This is a genomic window from Nocardiopsis sp. YSL2 (genome assembly GCF_030555055.1).
GTDB lineage: Bacteria > Actinomycetota > Actinomycetes > Streptosporangiales > Streptosporangiaceae > Nocardiopsis.
Map to the genome: position 1 here is coordinate 1447328 of NZ_JAMOAO010000001.1, position 16744 is coordinate 1464071.

The 16744-nt window shown below is 73.9% G+C and carries 13 protein-coding genes and 1 pseudogene; 6 read left to right on the forward strand and 8 right to left on the reverse strand.

All coding sequences use genetic code 11. The features are described from left to right. Nucleotides 1-13 precede the first annotated feature (13 nt). Nucleotides 14-2641, reverse strand: a complete 2628-nt coding sequence (locus M1P99_RS06185) for a bifunctional FO biosynthesis protein CofGH (RefSeq protein WP_304451707.1) — start codon at nucleotides 2639-2641, stop codon at nucleotides 14-16. A 117-nt stretch (nucleotides 2642-2758) separates the two neighbouring features. Between M1P99_RS06185 and M1P99_RS06190 the strand changes: the two genes are divergently transcribed. Further along, complete coding sequence (locus tag M1P99_RS06190; protein WP_304451708.1) at nucleotides 2759-3739, forward strand: lysylphosphatidylglycerol synthase domain-containing protein; 981 nt, start codon at nucleotides 2759-2761, stop codon at nucleotides 3737-3739. Between the two features lie 6 nt (nucleotides 3740-3745). Here the strand turns inward: M1P99_RS06190 and M1P99_RS06195 are convergent, their stop codons facing one another. From M1P99_RS06195 to M1P99_RS06205, 3 genes are all read right to left on the reverse strand, one after another. Continuing rightward, nucleotides 3746-4834: a glycosyltransferase family 4 protein gene (locus M1P99_RS06195; protein ID WP_304455592.1), complete on the reverse strand. Its 1089-nt coding sequence runs from the start codon at nucleotides 4832-4834 to the stop codon at nucleotides 3746-3748. 200 nt (nucleotides 4835-5034) lie between these two features. Next, nucleotides 5035-5967, reverse strand: a complete 933-nt coding sequence (locus tag M1P99_RS06200; protein WP_304451709.1) for a glycosyltransferase family 2 protein — start codon at nucleotides 5965-5967, stop codon at nucleotides 5035-5037. Nucleotides 5968-5981: 14 nt separating this feature from the next. Next, the gene (locus tag M1P99_RS06205) at nucleotides 5982-8054 is read right to left on the reverse strand and encodes a hypothetical protein (protein WP_304451710.1); all 2073 of its coding nucleotides are present in this window, start codon (nucleotides 8052-8054) and stop codon (nucleotides 5982-5984) included. A 197-nt stretch (nucleotides 8055-8251) separates the two neighbouring features. On the opposite strand from M1P99_RS06205, the gene M1P99_RS06210 reads away from it, so the two are divergent. Continuing rightward, the gene (locus tag M1P99_RS06210) at nucleotides 8252-9040 is read left to right on the forward strand and encodes a TIGR03089 family protein (protein WP_304451711.1); all 789 of its coding nucleotides are present in this window, start codon (nucleotides 8252-8254) and stop codon (nucleotides 9038-9040) included. Between the two features lie 230 nt (nucleotides 9041-9270). Here M1P99_RS06210 and M1P99_RS06215 read toward each other — a convergent pair whose 3' ends face one another. Further along, complete coding sequence (locus tag M1P99_RS06215; RefSeq protein ID WP_304451712.1) at nucleotides 9271-10485, reverse strand: amidohydrolase; 1215 nt, start codon at nucleotides 10483-10485, stop codon at nucleotides 9271-9273. A 66-nt stretch (nucleotides 10486-10551) separates the two neighbouring features. Further along, nucleotides 10552-11364 carry a helix-turn-helix transcriptional regulator gene (locus M1P99_RS06220; protein ID WP_304451713.1) on the reverse strand — a complete coding sequence of 271 codons (813 nt, stop codon included), beginning with the start codon at nucleotides 11362-11364 and terminating at the stop codon, nucleotides 10552-10554. Nucleotides 11365-11563: 199 nt separating this feature from the next. Here M1P99_RS06220 and M1P99_RS06225 point away from each other — a divergent pair, with 199 nt between their 5' ends. Together M1P99_RS06225 and M1P99_RS06230 are read left to right on the forward strand one after the other, a co-directional pair. Further along, nucleotides 11564-12022 carry a PLD nuclease N-terminal domain-containing protein gene (locus M1P99_RS06225; protein ID WP_304451714.1) on the forward strand — a complete coding sequence of 153 codons (459 nt, stop codon included), beginning with the start codon at nucleotides 11564-11566 and terminating at the stop codon, nucleotides 12020-12022. Nucleotides 12023-12075: 53 nt separating this feature from the next. After that, nucleotides 12076-12774, forward strand: coding sequence for a peptidylprolyl isomerase (locus M1P99_RS06230; protein ID WP_304451715.1), 699 nt, complete (start codon nucleotides 12076-12078; stop codon nucleotides 12772-12774). A 235-nt stretch (nucleotides 12775-13009) separates the two neighbouring features. Here M1P99_RS06230 and M1P99_RS06235 read toward each other — a convergent pair whose 3' ends face one another. Then, on the reverse strand, nucleotides 13010-14188 hold the full coding sequence (locus M1P99_RS06235) for a cysteine desulfurase family protein (protein ID WP_304451716.1): 1179 nt from the start codon (nucleotides 14186-14188) through the stop codon (nucleotides 13010-13012). A gap of 90 nt (nucleotides 14189-14278) precedes the next feature. Here M1P99_RS06235 and aroA point away from each other — a divergent pair, with 90 nt between their 5' ends. Beyond that, on the forward strand, nucleotides 14279-15595 hold the full coding sequence (gene aroA, locus M1P99_RS06240) for a 3-phosphoshikimate 1-carboxyvinyltransferase (RefSeq protein WP_304451717.1): 1317 nt from the start codon (nucleotides 14279-14281) through the stop codon (nucleotides 15593-15595). Next, entirely contained in the window at nucleotides 15592-16608 is a 1017-nt protein-coding gene (rsgA, locus tag M1P99_RS06245) for a ribosome small subunit-dependent GTPase A (protein ID WP_304451718.1), read from the forward strand. Before aroA ends, rsgA begins: the two co-directional genes overlap by 4 nt. Here the strand turns inward: rsgA and M1P99_RS06250 are convergent. After that, nucleotides 16605-16739: pseudogene (locus tag M1P99_RS06250) on the reverse strand (winged helix-turn-helix transcriptional regulator); the annotation flags it as partial. The gene rsgA and the pseudogene M1P99_RS06250 overlap by 4 nt on opposite strands. Nucleotides 16740-16744 lie beyond the last annotated feature (5 nt).

The window sequence follows — 16744 nt, forward strand, 5'->3', positions numbered from 1 at the left end:
CCCCGCGTCGTCCTCAGACCAGGGGCAGGGACGGACGCAGCACGCTGGCGGCGACACCGTCACTGGCCTCGGCCACGCGGCGCCGTTCCTCGGACACCTCGCCGTAGAGGGTCGTGCGCTGGCGCAGTGGGCGCCCCGTCGGCTCGACCAGGGCGCGGATGTCGGTGATCGTCTTGAACGACCCCTGACCCGAGCCGGCCATCCGGCTGATGGTCTCCTCCATCAGTGTGCCGCCCACGTCGTTGACCCCGCCGCGCAGCAACTGCCGGCAGGTGTCCTCGGCCAGCTTCACCCAGGAGCACTGGATGTTGTCGATGTGCCCGTGCAGCAGCAGCCGGGCCAGGGCGTGCACCGCCCGGTTCTCCCGGACCGTCGGGCCCGTACGCGCCAGACCCGCGAGGTAGATCGGCGCGTTGGTGTGCACGAACGGCAGCGGCACGAACTCGGTGAAGCCCCGCCGCCCGTTGCGCTCCACCGAGCGCTCCTGCAGGGAGCGCAGCAGTTTGATGTGCGACACCCAGTGCCGCGGCGAGTCGACGTGCCCGTACATCATCGTCGACGTCGTGGGGATGCCCAGGTCATGGGCGGCCGTGATGACGTCGATCCACTCACGGGCGGGCAGCTTGCCCTTGGTGAGCACCCACCGGACCTCGTCGTCGAGGATCTCCGCGGCCGTGCCCGGGATCGAGCCCAGACCGGCCTCGCGGGCGCGGGTCAGCCACTCGCGGATCGGCAGGTTGGTCCGTGAGGCGCCGTTGACGACCTCCATCGGGCTGAACGCGTGGACGTGCATGTCCGGCACGCGCTCGCGGACCGCCCCGGCGATGTCGAAGTAGGCCGTCCCGGGCAGGTCGGGGTGGATGCCGCCCTGCATGCACACCTCGGTGGCCCCCGCCTTCCACGCCTCCTCGGCGCGGTCGGCGACCTGGTCCAGCGAGAGGGTGTAGGCGTCGGCGTCCGTGCGGCGCTGGGCGAACGCGCAGAACCGGCAGCCGGTGTAGCAGACGTTGGTGAAGTTGATGTTCCTGGTGACCACGAACGTGACGTCGTCGCCGGACACGTCGGAGCGCACGCGGTCGGCCAGCCCGGTGAGGGCCTCCAGTTCGGGGCCGTCGGCGTGCAGCAGCGCGAGGGCCTCGTCCTCGCTCAGCCCCGCGGGGTCGGCCTCGGCGCTGCGCAGGGCCGCCGCGATGTCGGGGTCGAAGCGGCGGGGCACCGCGCCCTCGCGGTCCACGCCCGCCCGCAGCTCGTCCCAGTCGCCGTAGACGGCGTCGAAGTCACCGCGCCGGTCGCCGGTGCGGCCCTCGGCGTCGATACCGGTGTGCAGGTCGGTGCGGCCGGAGTCGACCAGGACCGCCTCGGGCTCCTGCCAGGGCCGCCCCACCAGGGGCGCGTCCTCCACCGCGAGGCCGGTCTCGGGATCGGCCAGGGCCGCCACGTGCGCGGCCACGCGCGGGTCCAGCCACGGCTCGCCCGCCCGCACGTACTCGGGGTAGGCGGTGAGCCGCTCGCGCAGGGTGAAACCCTGGGCCGCGGTGCGCTCCGCCAGGTCGTCGATCTGCGGCCAGGGGCGCTCGGGGTTGACGTGGTCGGCGGTCAGCGGGGAGACCCCGCCCCAGTCGTCGATGCCCGCGCGGAGCATCAGCGCGTACTCGTCCACCCCGCCGGCCTCGGCTCCGATGAGGTTGGGCGGAGCCTGGATGTGGGCCCTGGGCCCCATCACCAGGCGGGTGACGGCGATGGCGGCGGCCATCCCCTCGCGCTCGGCGTCGGGGCGGTGCATCATCGCGGTCCCGGGCTTGGCCCGGAAGTTCTGCACGATGACCTCCTGGATGCCGCCGTAGCGGCGGGCGACACCCCGGATCGCGAAGATCGACTCGGCCCGGTCGGCGACGGTCTCGCCGATGCCCAGGAGGATGCCGGTCGTGAACGGGACGTTGGAGCGGCCCGCGTCCTCCAGGGCGCGCAGCCGTACGGCCGGGTCCTTGTCGGGGCTGCCGTAGTGGGCCTGGCCCTTCTCCGTGAACAGCCGCTCGGAGGTGGTCTCCAGCATCATGCCCATCGACGGGGAGACCGGCTTGAGCCGCTGGAAGTCGGACCAGGTCAGCACACCCGGATTGAGGTGCGGCAGGAGCCCGGTCTCCTCCAGGACCATGATCGCCATGGCCCGCACGTAGGACAGGGTGTCGTCGTAGCCGTGCGCGTCCAGCCATTCGGCGGCCTGGCTCCACCGGTCCTCGGGGCGGTCCCCGAGCGTGATGAGGACTTCCTTGCAGCCCATCTCGGCGCCCCGCCGCGCGACCTCCAGGACCTCGTCCGGGGACATGTAGGGGGATTCGAGGCGGCCGGGCACGGTCGCGAACGTGCAGTAGTGGCAGCGGTCGCGGCAGAGCCGGGTCAAGGGGACGAACACCTTGCGGCTGTAGGTGATGACACCGGGGCGGCCGGCGGCCTCCAGTCCGGCGTCGCGCACGCGGCCGGCGTGGTCGAGGAGTGTCTCCAGGTCCTCGCCCCGGGCGTGCAGCAGCACTTCGGCCTCGGTGACGTCCAGGGTCTTGCCGTCCCGGGCGCGGGCGAGGGCCCTGCGCATCGCGGACGCGGTCGGGGAGGAGTCGGGGGACGGGTCGTTCGCACCACTCATAACGGCCCACCCTACGCGGCCCGGTTCGCGCGCCGACGGCGGCATGCGGTGATGTGTCCGATGGCCCCGTGATCGGCCCCGCGGAGGTCGCGGGCCGGGGTGGACTAGTGTGGCCGCGTGCTGAGTCGGCTTCGCGGTAACCGGTGGGTGCGTCTGGCGCTGCTCGTGGCGGTGTTCGCGTGCGCCGGGTGGGCGCTGCGCGCGCACTGGACGCAGGCGCGCGAGGCGGTGGTCGCCCTGCCCCTGTGGGCCCTGCCCGCGGCGGTCCTGGCCGGGATGGCGGGACTGACCGCCCAGATGCTCGCCTGGCGCTCGCTGCTGGGCGGGCTGGGCTCCCCGCTGCCGGTGCGGGTCGCGGCACGGATCATGTTCGTCGGCCAGCTCGGCAAGTACCTCCCGGGATCGGTGTGGGCGTTCGTCGCCCAGGTCGAACTGGCCCGTGACCGCGAGGTCGCGCGGGCGCGCGGTGCCGCCGCCACCCTGCTGGCCGTGGCCGTCACGGTCGCCGTGGGACTGGCCGTGGCCGCGACGGCCCTGCCCCTGGTGTCCGGTGAGGCCGCGCGCCGCTGGTGGTGGGTCCTGGCCGCCGCCCCGGTCCTGCTGGCGTGCCTGCACCCGCGCGTGCTGGGGTTCGGTGTCCGTACGGCGGCCCGGCCCTTCACGCGCTTCCGGGAGGTGGCCGAGGCGGGTCCGCCCGAGGTGCGCGGGCGTTCGGTGGCCGCCGCCGTGGGGTGGACCGTGCTGGCCTGGGCGCCGCTGGGCGCGCACGCGTGGCTGTTGACGTGGGCGGTGGGCGGGGAGCCACTCGCCTCCATCGGTCCGGCCGTGGGCGGGTACGCGCTGGCCTGGACGCTCGGGCTGCTGGTGGTGTTCGCTCCCGCCGGGCTGGGTGTGCGGGAGGCGGTGCTGGTCGTGGCGCTGGCCCCGGTGGTGGACGCGGGGGCGGCGCTCGTGGTCGCGGTGCTGTCGCGCCTGGTCATGACCGTGGCGGACATCGCCTGGGCCGGGCTGTCGGTGCTGCTGTCGCCGGCCCCGGCGGTGCCCCCGCCGGGCGGCGCCCCCGAGACCGCTCGGGACCTCCCCCGCCGACCCGACTAGGGCGTGTCAGGCCTTCAGGAGCCGGTCGGCGTAGGCCCGCCAGTACGGCGCCGGGTCCACCGGGCGGACGCCCGCGCGCAGGCGTTCGGCCTCCCCCGGTGCGTAGAGGGCGCTGAGCGCCCGGGCCAGGTCCGCGGCGTCGCCGGGCTCGCACAGCAGTCCGTCGACGCCCTCGCGCACGTGGTCGGCGAGCGTCCCGGCGCGCGTGGCCACGACGGGGACGCCGTGCTCGTGGGCCAGCCACACGTTCTGGGTGGCGGTGGCCGTCCGGTAGGGCAGGACGACGGCGTCGGCGGACGCGAACAGCCCGGGCAGCTCCGAGGCGGGCACGTAGCCGTCGCGCAGCCGCACGCGGTCGGCGACGCCGAGCTCGCGCGCCAGGGCCGCCAGGTCGTCGGTGCCGCCCCAGAACTCGCCCGCCACGGTGAGCGTGACGTCGTCGGGCGCGCCGTCGGCGAGGGCCCGCAGCAGCAGGTCCACGCCCTTGTACGGGCGGACGATACCGAGGAAGAGCAGGTGCCGCCGCTCGCCCGCGGGCCCCTGGGCGGGCCCGCCGGTGTCGGGCAGGTGCGGGGGCAGCGGAGCCATGACCGGGCGCGGCCGTTCGGGGCCCATCAGTCCCTCGGCCAGGTGCGCCTGCTCCGGCGAGTGCGTGAGGACGCCGTCCACGCGGCGCAGGAGCGCGCGGGTCAGGGAGACGTCCACGGCACGGCGCTCGTGCGGCAGCACGTTGTGGCACAGGGCGACGATCTGCGTCCCGGTGTCGAGCGAGCGCACACCGGCGAGGATGGCGAGGTAGGCGGGCACCTGCACCGGGGAGAAGAGGGTGAGCACCACCAGGTCGGCCTCGCGGGCCAGGCGGCGGCCGGTCCGCCACCAGCCGTCCGGGCGGTACCAGGCCAGGCCGTGCCGGGTCCCGGGGTGGGGTGTGCCCTCCGGCTCGTCGATGGTCTGGCGGCCCGGGTAGAGCGCCGCCGGGTACTGGGCCCGCCAGGACTCGATGGCGACGTCGTGGCCGAGGGCGCTGAGCCGGTGGGCGAGCTCGGTGGTGTGGCGGGCGCCGCCGCCCTTGTACGGGTGGGCGGGGCCGACCAGGGTGACGCGCGCCGGCCAGGGCGGGGCTGCGCCGCAGGCATCCGATGAGGGCGGTAGCCCGTCCCGGCGCGAAGCGCCTCCGCCGGGCGATGGTGGGCGACGGGCGGGCGGGGCTGCGCCGCAGGCATCCGATGAGGGCGGTAGCCCGTCCCGGCGCGAAGCGCCTCCGCCGGGCGATGGTGGGCGACGGGCGGGCGGGGTCACGCGCTCTCCCGGGATCGCACGATGAGGTCGGCCAGCAGCGCGATGGCGGCGATGATCAGCCCCGTCATGAGGATCATGACGGTGTTGTTCGGGATGTAGAGCGGGTGGCGCACCTGGTCGAAGACGAACTTGGCCCCGCCCAGGCCCAGCAGCGCCAGCGACGGCGGCATGAGGACCTTGAGCGGGTTGAAGTACATGACCATGCGCAGGACCTGGAGGATGTACCGGTAGGCGTCCCGCACGAAGTGGAACTTGGACGTCCCCGCGCGCTTGGCGTACTCGATGGGCACGTACTTGACCGGGTGCTGGTTGGACAGGAACGCCAGCGTGATGGTGGTGACGCAGGAGAACCCGGGCGGCAGCAGGCGCAGGTAGGGGCGGGCCACGTCGCGGCGGAACACGCGCAGGCCGGAGTTGAGGTCCGGGATGCGGGTGTTGGTGAGGCTCTCGGCGATCTTGCGGATGGCCCACTTGGCCGGGACCCGCAGCGCCTTGTGCGTGCCCATCTCCTGGGTGCGCGCGCCCACGACCTGGTCGACGCCGGGTTCGTCGTCCAGGATCGAGACGAGTTCGGGGATGCGCTCGTTGGGGTAGCTCATGTCGGCGTCGGTCCACACGACGTACTCGCCGCGCGCCCGCTGGCTGCCGATCCGCCGGACCGTGCCCGAGCCGCCGTTGTGGCCGAAGGCGATGATCCGCATGTGCGGGTAGAGCGCCTCGGCGTCCCGCAGGCGGGCGAGGGTGCCGTCGGTGGAGGCGTCGTCCACCGCGAGCAGTTCGTAGGTGTGGTCCGAGGCGTCCATGGCCGCGCAGATGCGCTTGACCTCGTCGACGACGTGCTCCTCCTCGTTGAAGCACGGTAGGACGATGGTGACGCGCACGGGGGCGTCCTGTTCCTGGGCTGAGGCGTCGCCGCCGGCCTCACTCATGCGCTGTCCATACCTCACTCGACGGGGATGACGACGACCCACACACTGCCACGGAAGGTCCAGTGGCCGGTCGGGGGCTCCATGAGGGTACTCGGATCCATGGCGGCGGTCACGTCGAAGGGTCGTTCGGGCTCGACGCCGCCGGCGACCGCCTGGAGCGCTTCGGCCCGCGTGGCGGCCAGGACGGCGTCGCGGCCGCGGGAGTGGATCTGCTCCACCACCCGGTCGGCCGCCTCCGGGGTGGGGTCGGTCAGCTCCGCGGTGGGCACACCGCAGACGTTGCGCACCAGCGGCATGTAGCCGCTCGCCAGATCGGAGTCGACCGCGACGACGGAGGCGTCCGGCGGGATCGCGTCGCAGAGCCGGTGGGTGGCCTCGACGGTCCCCACGTCCTGGCGGTAGCCCATGATCCCGGCCGCGGTGACCGCGGTCGGGACGACCATCACACCCACGGCCGTCACGGCCACGACGGCCGGTATCGCGTGGACGCGGGCGGGCCTGTCCTGCTCGTCGGCGACGGCGGCGCAGTAACGCGTCAGCCAGGCGGCGAACCAGACGGCGAGCAGGACGAACGCGGGGATGACCAGGACGATCAGCCGCCGGCTCGCCCACGGGTGGTCGGGGGTGATGGCGGGCCGGAGCAGGGTCGTGGCGACCGTCCACAGCAGCAGCATCAGGGGCAGAACCCACTGGGGGTCGCGTCGCAGGACCACGCGCCGCAGCAGCAGGGCCACGCCCAGGGAGGCGAACAGGACGGTGCCCAGGCCCACGTACCAGCCCACCCAGTACAGGCTCATGTCGTAGTAGGTCCGGCTGCCCTCGACCAGCAGCCCCTCGCGCCCCTGTACGTAGGCGACCCAGTTGTCGGTGAAGTCGCTGCCGTGTCCGTAGTCGGGCCACAGCAGGGGCCGGATCGCGAAGCCGACCATGACCAGCAGGGACAGTACCGCCACGGCTTCGGGCAGCCACCGCACGCGATGCACCCGTGGGACGCCGGACCGCCACAGGGCGGCCGTGGCGGCGACCGTGACGGCGACGACGGCACCGGAGATGAGGAGCAGCGGGTCGAGGGAGTCCTCCAGGTACTCCAGGTAGGGCAGGGACAGCCCGAAGCCCGCGTGCAGGCCCAGGCCGACGCCGACGGCGAGCCCGCCCAGCAGCGGGAGCGCCTGGCCGCGCCGGGCGAGCAGGAGCAGGCCGACAAAGCCCACGACCGGCAGCAGGTCGCGCAGCACGTCGATGCGCACCACCAGGCCGAGGCCGAAGGAGAGACCGGCCGCCGCGGCCAGGGTGTGCGCGCCGGACCACCGGTCGGTCAGCGCGGTCCGCCTGGCCAGGGCGTCGTAGGCCAGGACCAGTCCGCCGAGCAGGAGGATCTGGGTGACGGGCTCGCTGTAGGTGAAGCGGCTGACCCACTGCTGGGGCAGGCAGAGCGCCAGGACCAGCGCCGCGAGCGGAGCCCAGCGGGGGCCGACCAGGCGGGCGGTGAGCCCGCCGAAGGTGAGCACGCCCAGCGCGCCCAGGACCGGGGTGGTGACGAGCATCCCGGTGAGGCCGCCGAGCCAGTAGCCGATGGAGGTCAGCAGCGGGGCCCCGGCCATGAACTGGGGCCAGATGACGTCGTCGCGCTGGTAGTGGGCCAGGCTCTGGTAGCTCAGCGCCGGATCGTCCCCGGCGATGAGCTCGCGCTGCTGCGGGATCGGCAGGTAGCCGTTCTCCGCGATCCACGCCGTGTACATGGCGTAGGAGGCGGGGTCGCGGCGGATCACCAGCGCCTCGGCGTGGTAGAGGATCTGCACGGCGGCGAAGGCCACGGCGATCGCGAGGACGAGCACGAGCGCGACCACGGACCACAGGTCGTCGTCCGCGCCCTTCGTCCCGGGGCGCCGAGGGCCGGGCTCGGGGATCAGCCGCGGGACCAGCGCGCAGGCGGCGACCACCGCGGGCACTCCGACGATTCCCGCGGCGACCGGCGTGAACACGCCCAGGGCCAGGAGCGGGAACGTGACCAGGAGCCACGCGGAGACGGCGATCGCCGGCAGCGCGGTGACGCGGGCGAGGAGGAGTCGTCCGGGGGGCATGCGCATGGAGCAACTCTGGCAGTTCCGGCACCGCAGTGCACACCCCGGTCCGCCTCGTCCGGCGCCGGGGCTCGTTCCGCGGGGGCTCACCCCGCTGCGCGACGCTCCAGCACGACTCCCGCCGTGTTCACGTCGGTCGGCGGCCGCGCCGGAACGCCGTTCGCGACGGGCGGCGTCCACGGAAGACGCCCTAAGGTGACGGTATGTCCGAAACACCAGCGCAGCTGTGGCGCGCCCTCGTCTCCGCCGACTCCGCACGGCCGTTCGTGACCTCCTACGACGCCTCCGGCGCCCGGGTCGAGCTCTCCCGTGCCACCTTCGACAACTGGGTCTCCAAGACCGCCAACATGCTCGTGGACGGGCTCGGCGCGCAGCCCGGCGACCGGGTGGCCCTCGCACTCCCCGTGCACTGGCAGTCCCTGGTGTGGGCGGTCTCGTGCTGGTCGGTGGGCGCCGTGGTCGTGCCCTCCCCCCGGGACGCCGTCGCACCGGGAGCGGAGTTCGCGGTGGCCGACGCCGACCGGCTGGACGCGGCCCTGGACAGCGGCGCCGACGAGGTGGTCGGCACGTCCCTGCACCCGCTGGGCCTGCCCCTGGCGGAGGTCCCGCCGATGGTGCTCGACTACTCCGTCGAGGTGCGCGGCCACGGCGACCACTTCGCCCCCTACCCGATCGACGCCGAGGCGCCCGCGCTGACGGCCGACCGCGTGCACAGCGGCGCGGAACTGGCCGCCGTGGGCCGCGACCGCGCCGAGGAGTGGGACCTGTCCGGTGAGGACCGGATCGCGCTGCTCCTGGAACCGGACGCCCCGCTGTCCGCGCTCGGCCCGTCCCTGGACCTGCTGCTGGCCGCCGTCGTCTCGGGGGCTCCCCTCGTCCTCACCCCGACCGGGGCGGACGACCTCGCCGGACGGCTGCGCATGGAGAAGGCCACCGTCGCGACCGCCCCCGAAGGGGAGGAACCGGACCTTCCGGGCGTTCGGCGCCTCTGAGGGAACGACCCGATGGATGAGGACCACCCCGGGCCCCGTGCTCGGAGTGCACGGGCCCGTCCTGGAACCCGCCGGGGATCCACGCTGGTCCTGACGCCCGGCCCCACCCCCGGGAGACCGCCCCGACCACGTGGAGCGGCCGCACCGAGAACACCGGTGCGACCGCCGCACGAGGGCCTCAGACGGCACCGCGGGGACTCTGAGACGCCCTCAGACGCCCTCGGGGAACCTCACGCCTCGCGGTAGTAGGCGTCCAGCGCCCGGCCCTCACGGGACTCCTCGTCGTAGGTGTAGACCTCCCGGCCCTCCACGAACACGCGCAGGGCCCGGCTCATCACGTCCAGCGGGTCCCCGGACCAGATGACGACGTCCGCGTCCAGCCCTGCCCTGAGGGCGCCGACCCGGTCGTCGATGCCCATGATCTGCGCCGGGTTGACCGTGAGCGCGCGGATCGCCGACTCCGGGGCCATGCCCTCCTTCACGCACAGGGTGGCCTGGTGGACCAGGAACTCGATGGGGACGACGGGGTGGTCGGTGGTCAGGGCCACCTTGACGCCCGCACGGTCCAGGATGCCGGGGTTGGCGAGGGTCTTGTTCTTGACCTCCACCTTGGAGCGGCCGACCATCAGCGGCCCGGTGATGACGGGGATGCCGCGGGCGGCGATCTCGTCCGCCAGCAGGTGGCCCTCGGTGCAGTGGTTGATGATCAGCCGGTAGCCGAACTCGTCCGCCAGGCGCATGGCCGTGTGGATGTCGTCGGCGCGGTGCGTGTGCTGGCACCACGGCAGCTCTCCGTCCAGGACCCGGACCAGCACCTCCAGGGTGTTGTCGCGGTCGAAGGGGTTGCCCTCGGCGACGGCGTGGTCCCGCTTGGCCTTGTAGTCCTGGGCCTTGGTGAAGGCGTCCCGGATGACCGCGGCCACGCCCTGCCGGGTGGACGGGATCTGGTCCTTCTTGCCGTACACGCGCTTGGGGTTCTCGCCGAGCGCGCTCTTGACGCTCGCCGGGTGCCGGATGAGCCGGTCCTCCATGCTCCGGCCCCAGCACTTGATCGCCACCGTCTGTCCGCCGATGGGGTTGCCCGACCCGGGTTTGACCACGGAGCTGGTGACGCCGCCGGACAGGGCGTCGACGAACCCGCGGTCGGCGGGGTTGATGGCGTCCAGCGCGCGCATGCGGGCCCCGTTGGGGTCGGTCATCTCGTTGGTGTCGTCGCCGGCCCAGCCGACGCCCTCCTCGTCGATACCGATGTGCCCGTGCGCCTCGACGAAGCCGGGCAGGACCCACCGGCCCGCGGCGTCGACGACCTCGGCCCCCTCGGGCACGGTGACGTCGTCGTCCCGGCCCACCGCCCGAATCCGCCCGTCGGAGATGAGCACGGTCCCGCCGTCGATGGGGTCGGCGTCGACGGGAACGACGTATCCGGATCTGATCGCGATATCCATGGCGGGCAACCTAGCCCATGACGGGGCGACCGCCCAAGGACGGGCCGGTCACGGACGGCGGAGCGCTCAGCCCGCGGGCCAGCGCGCCGTCAGCAGTTCCGAGTGCGGAGTCAGCTCCACGCTGACTTCCTCGATGGCCTCGCGCACCATGGCGCAGCGTCCGACCTGCTCGGAGTCGCCGGTGAGTTCGCCGCCCTGGGCCGCGAAGGCGTAGACCATGCTCGGCCGGTCGGCGAACTCCATCATCCGGAACGCGCCGCCCAGGCCGGGGTGGTGCGCGGTCTGCTCGGGGATGACGGCCAGGGTGACGATGCCCGCCTCGATGAGGTCGGCGAGGAAGTCGCGCTGGGCGTTGAGCACCTCGGCCCCGCCCTGCGGGCGCTGGAGCGCGGACTCGTTGAGCACGACCCGGAGCGTGGGACCGTCCGGTCCGGTCATCGCGGCGCGGTGGGCCATCTCCTCCTCCACCATCGCCTCGATCTCCTCGTGGGAGAGGTCGGCGTGGCGCGGCCGCAGGACCGCGCTGGAGTACTCGCGGGTGCGCAGGAAGACCGGGACGGCCATGGGCTGGTGCTCCCAGAGCCGGGCGGCGTGCACGCCCAGTTCGCGCATGTCGCCGAACTCGTTGGGAAAGGCCTCGGCCTGGAGGGTGATCGCCCAGGCGTCGACGAGCCGGTGCTCCGTCCCCAGGACCGTGTCCACCCGTTCGACGAGCGAGCGCGCGGGACGGCAGCAGGCGTCCTCCACCTCGCGGAGCTTGTCGTCGGTGACGCCGACGTTCTCGGCCAGTTCGGCGCGTGAGAGCCCCTTGTCGGACCGGGCGCGCAGAATCCGCGCGCCGAAGGGGAGCCACATCGCAGACGGCAACGCAGTGTTCACTCCCGTATCCTCTCCGGTCGCCCGTGTCGGGGAGCCGTGTCGTACCCTCGGTGCGACGCCCCAACCCCTTGGTGTGACCCTCTCCCGGGCCGGGTGGACGGGTCAAGCGACCCGGCGGGTGCGGCGATCCGTGATAAGTCAGTACAAAGTCCGACCATGCCCTCCGTTTGTCCGGGCACGGAGCCAAGGAAAGGTCCCATTGGCCTCTCTCGCCCTGCTGTTGACCGTGGCGTCGCTGGCCTTCTGGGTCTACGTGCTGTTCGACGTGGTCGGCTCAGACTCCGGTACCGTCCGCTTGCTGCCCAAGCCCGCCTGGACGGTGATCGTCCTCCTGCTGCCCAAGGTCGGGGCGCTGCTGTGGTTCGTGTTCGGCCGGCCGCGCCGCGACGCGGAGGTGGCGGCCGGGCCGCAGGGCCCTCCCCCGGCCTTCCCCGAGTACGAGCACCCCAACCGTGCGCGCGGAGCCACCCCGGAGGACGACGAGGAGTTCCTGCGCCGGTGCCGCGAGCGCGCCGAGGAACAGCGCCGCAGGGCCCGCCGCGCCCAGGAGGGGCACGGGCGCGAGGCGCCCGGGGGCCGACCGCGCGGTGGGGATGGCGGGCCCGGAGGTCACGGGACCGACGAGGACCCCCAGGCGCCGTCCGCCCCGGTCGACTGAGCCCAGTACGCTGTGTGCCGCCCAGCCGCGAACCTCACCTCGGAAGTGAACCGATGAACCGCTTGACCCTGACGGCGTCGGCCCTCGTCGCCTGTACGGCCCTGTTCGCCACCACCGCGTGCGGAGGCGAGGCCGAGGCGGGCCCGAACCAGGGCGCCGCCGACAACGCGGAGGACGCCCCGGAGCGGACCGCCGAAGCCACGGACGGCGCCGGCGGCCCCGCCGACATCGACGTGTCCGACGTGGAGGGCGCCACGCTGCACACCAGCGAGGGCGACATCGAGCTCGTCCTGCTGCCCGAGGAGGCCCCGCTGACGGTGGCCAACTTCGTCGGCCTCGCCGAGGGCGCGGGCGTCCCCAATCCCGAGACCGGCGACGAGGCGTTCTACGACGGCGTCATCTTCCACCGGGTGATCGACGACTTCATGATCCAGGGCGGCGACCCGCTGGGCACCGGCCGGGGCGGCCCCGGCTACCAGTTCGAGGACGAGATCGACGGCGATCGGACCTTCGCCGAGCCGGGCGTACTGGCGATGGCCAACTCGGGCCCCGACACCAACGGCTCGCAGTTCTTCATCACGGTGGCGCCCACCCAGCACCTCGACGGCGACCACACGATCTTCGGCCACGTCGCCAACGACGAGTCCCAGGAGGTCGTGGACGCGATCGCCCAGGTGGAGACCGATCCGTCCACCGCCCGGCCGCTCGACGACGTCGTCATCGAGTCCGTCTCCGTCCAGCGCGCGGAGTAGCTCGGGCGCTGTGCTTTCTCGGGGCCTCCGCTCGTGCCCACGCCGTCGCCCGCCACCACCCTCAACGGACGCCTACGGCGCAGCCCTTCCTGCTTCGGCCCGTGCTGGGGGGCCGGGAGGCTGAACGGCCACCTCCAACCCCCAGGAGTCCCGTGGGCGCAAACGTGCACGTCCAACCCCCCGGGGTGACGGGAGGCCGAACCGTCCAACCCCGGGGGGCCGGAGGCCCCGGCCCCTACCGGGGCGTGCGGCGTTTGGCCCGCGCGGCGCGGGCCCGCTCGACGGCCGGTCCGATCGCCGCGACCAGCGCGGCGACGTCCTCCGGCGTGGACGTGCGTCCGAGCGAGAGCCGCAGACTGCTCAGCGCGGTGTCGGGATCGGCCCCCATCGCCAACAGCACGTGACTGGGCTGGGCCACGCCCGCCGAACAGGCCGAACCGGTCGAGCAGGAGATACCGCGCGCGTCCAGCAGCATCAGCAGGGCGTCGCCCTCACAGCCGGGGAAGGACAGGTGCGAGATCCCCGGCAGGCGCCGGTCGCGGTCCCCGTTGACGACCACGTCCGCGACCGCGGCGCGGACCCCCGCCTCCAGTTCGTCGCGCAGCTCCGCCAGGTGCTTGGCGTGTTCCGCGCGCTCGTCGACGGCCAGGCCGACCGCGGTGGCCAGTCCGCGCAGCAGCGGCGGGGACAGCGTGCCGGAGCGGATGTCGCGTTCCTGGCCCCCGCCGTGCAGGACGGGCACGGGCCCGAGGCCGCGCGCCACCAGCAGGGCGCCCGCGCCCACGGGACCGCCGAGCTTGTGCCCGCTGACCGTGAGCGCGCCCACACCGCTCGCGGCGAAGTCGACCGGTTCCGCGCCGACCGCCTGGACGGCGTCGGTGTGGAAGGGCACCCCGTACTCGGCCGCGACCGCGGCGAGCTCGGTGACCGGCTGGACCGTCCCCACCTCGTTGTTGGCCCACATGACGGAGACGAGGGCGACCGACTCCGGATCGGCGGCCAGTGCCTCGCGCAGCGTCCGCGGGCTCACCCGCCCGAGCCCGTCCACGGGCAGGGCCTGGAACTCCGCGCCCTGGTGGTCGGCCATCCACCGGGCCGGGTCCAGGGCGGCGTGGTGCTCCACGGCGCTGACCAGGACGCGCCGCCGCCGGGGGTCCTCGGCGTTGCGCGCCCAGTACAGGCCCTTGATGGCGATGTTGTCCGACTCGGTGCCGCCACCGGTGAAGACGACCTCGTGCGGGGTCGAGCCGAGCGCGTCGGCGACGCGCTCACGCGCCTCCTCGACCGTGCGCCGGGCCCCGCGCCCGTGGGCGTGGAGGGAGGACGGGTTGCCGAGAGCGCCGAGTTCGGCCGCGACGTCGGCGACGACCTCGGGGCGGACGTCGGTCGTGGCTGCGTGATCCAGATACACCATGGCGTAGCCAAGGATACGTCCGCCGCACCTCGACCACGGACCGCGGCCGCCTGCCGCCGCGCGGGCGCCCGCCACCGATAACCTGAGGACATGCCTGAGTCCTCGTCCTCGCAGCCCGTTGCTTCCACCGCCCCCGCCGAGGGGCACTGGCCCGCGCCCACCGCGGACGGCCCGGTGCGCGCCCGCCTGGCCCTGCCCGGTTCCAAGTCGGTGACCAACCGCGCGCTGATCCTGGCCGCCCTCTCCGACACGCCGTGCCTGGTCCGCCGCCCGCTGGCCAGCCGGGACAGCGAGCTGATGGTGGGCGCCCTGCGCGCCCTGGGTGTGGGGATCACGCCCGCGGGGCCGACCGGCGAGGACCTGTCCGTCACGCCCGCGCCGCTGCGCGGACCGGCGTCGGTGGACGTCGGCAACGCGGGCACGGTCATGCGGTTCGTGCCCCCTCTGGCCGCGCTGGCCGCCGGGGACGTGCACTTCGACGGCGACCCGCGCGCCCGGGAGCGGCCGGTGGACGAGCTGCTCAACGCCCTGCGCGCGCTGGGCGCCGACATCGACGACGACGGCCGCGGCGCGCTGCCGCTGACGATCCACGGCACCGGCACCGTCCCCGGGGGCGACGTCGTCCTGGACGCCTCGGGCTCCTCCCAGTTCGTGTCCGCGCTACTGCTCAGCGGAGCCCGGTTCGCCAAGGGCGTGCACGTGCGGCACGAGGGGCCGCCGGTGCCCTCGCGTCCGCACCTGGACATGACCGTGGAGATGCTGCGCGCCGCGGGTGTGGCGGTCAGCACGGGGGACGACTGGTGGCGGGTGGAGCCGGGCCCGGTACGGGCCTCGGCCATCACCGTGGAGCCGGACCTGTCCAACGCGGCACCGTTCCTGGCCGCCGCGCTGGTCACCGGGGGCGAGGTGACCGTCCAGGGCTGGCCGGAGCACACCACCCAGCCCGGCGACGAGCTCCGTTCGCTGTTCACGCGCATGGGCGGCGAGGTCTCGCGTTCGGGTGACGACCTGACCCTGCGCGGCACCGGGACCGTACTCGGCCTGACCGCCGACCTGCGCGAGGTCGGCGAGCTCACGCCCACCATCGCCGCCGTGGCCGCGCTGGCCACCACCCCCTCGCGGCTGACCGGCATCGCCCACCTGCGACGCCACGAGACCGACCGCATCGCGGCCCTGGCCGCGGAGATCAACCGTCTGGGGGGCGACGCGGAGGAGCTGCCGGACGGGCTGGTGATCCGCCCGCGTCCGCTGCACGGCGGGGTGTTCCACTCCTACGACGACCACCGGATGGCCACCTCTGGCGCGGTGATCGGGCTCGCGGTGCCCGGAGTGGAGGTGGAGAACATCGCCACCACGCGCAAGACCCTGCCCGACTTCCCGGGCCTGTGGGCGGAGGCCCTGGCATGAGCCGCACACGGGGCGGCGGACGCCATCTGGACGAGGACGACATCCGGGTGCGTGCCCGGGGCGGTTCCCGGCCCCGTACCCGGAACCGGCCCAAGCACGAGAACGCGGTGGCCGGGCTGGTGACGAACGTGGACCGGGGCCGGTACCGGTGCCTGGTCGAGGGCGTGGCCGTGGTCGCCATGAAGGCCCGTGAGCTCGGCCGCGGTTCCATCGTGGTGGGCGACCGCGTGGACCTGGTCGGCGACCTGTCCGGTCGTCCCGACACCCTGGCCCGCGTGGTGCGGGTCCGCGAGCGGCGCTCGGTACTGCGCCGCACCGCCGACGACACCGACCCCGTCGAGCGCGTGATCGTCGCCAACGCCGACCAGATGGCGATCGTGTGCGCGCTGGCCGACCCCGAACCCCAGCCCCGGTTCGTGGACCGCTGCCTCGTCGCCGCCTACGACGCGGGTCTGGATCCGCTGCTGTGCCTGACCAAGGCCGACCTGGCCGCACCGGACGACCTCGTCCGCGTCTACGAGCCGCTGGGGGTGCCCTTCGAGGTCCTCAGTCCGGACGGTGAACCCGAGGGTCTGCGCGCCCGTCTGGCGGGCCGCACGTCGGTGTTCGTCGGATCGTCCGGCGTGGGCAAGTCCACTCTCGTGAACCGGCTGATCCCGGGCACCGACCGTGCCGTCGGCCACGTCAACGCGGTCACCGGACGCGGCCGCCACACCTCGACCTCGGCCGTGGCACTGCCCTTCGAGGGCGGCTGGCTCATCGACACCCCGGGCGTGCGCAGCTTCGGCCTGGCGCACATCGACCCGGAGGACTTCGTCGCGGGCTTTCCCGACATCGCCGACGTCGCCGCGGACTGCCCGCCGGGCTGCGCCCACCAGGAGGACGAGCCCGACTGCGCCATCGGGGCGGCGCTGGAGCAGGGCCGCCTGGACACGGACCGCGTCGCCTCGCTGCGCCGGCTCCTCGCCAGCCGTGAGGGCGACCTGGACGACCAGCCCCAGGAGCGGTCCTAGGACCCGGGGGCCTCATCGATCACGTGGACCCGGCCCCAGTCGCCGAGGCTCTCCAGGGCCTTGTTGAGGGAGGCCCCGCGCGGTGTGAGCGAGTACTCCACCCGCGGGGGCACCTCCGCGAAGTCCTCGCGGAGCG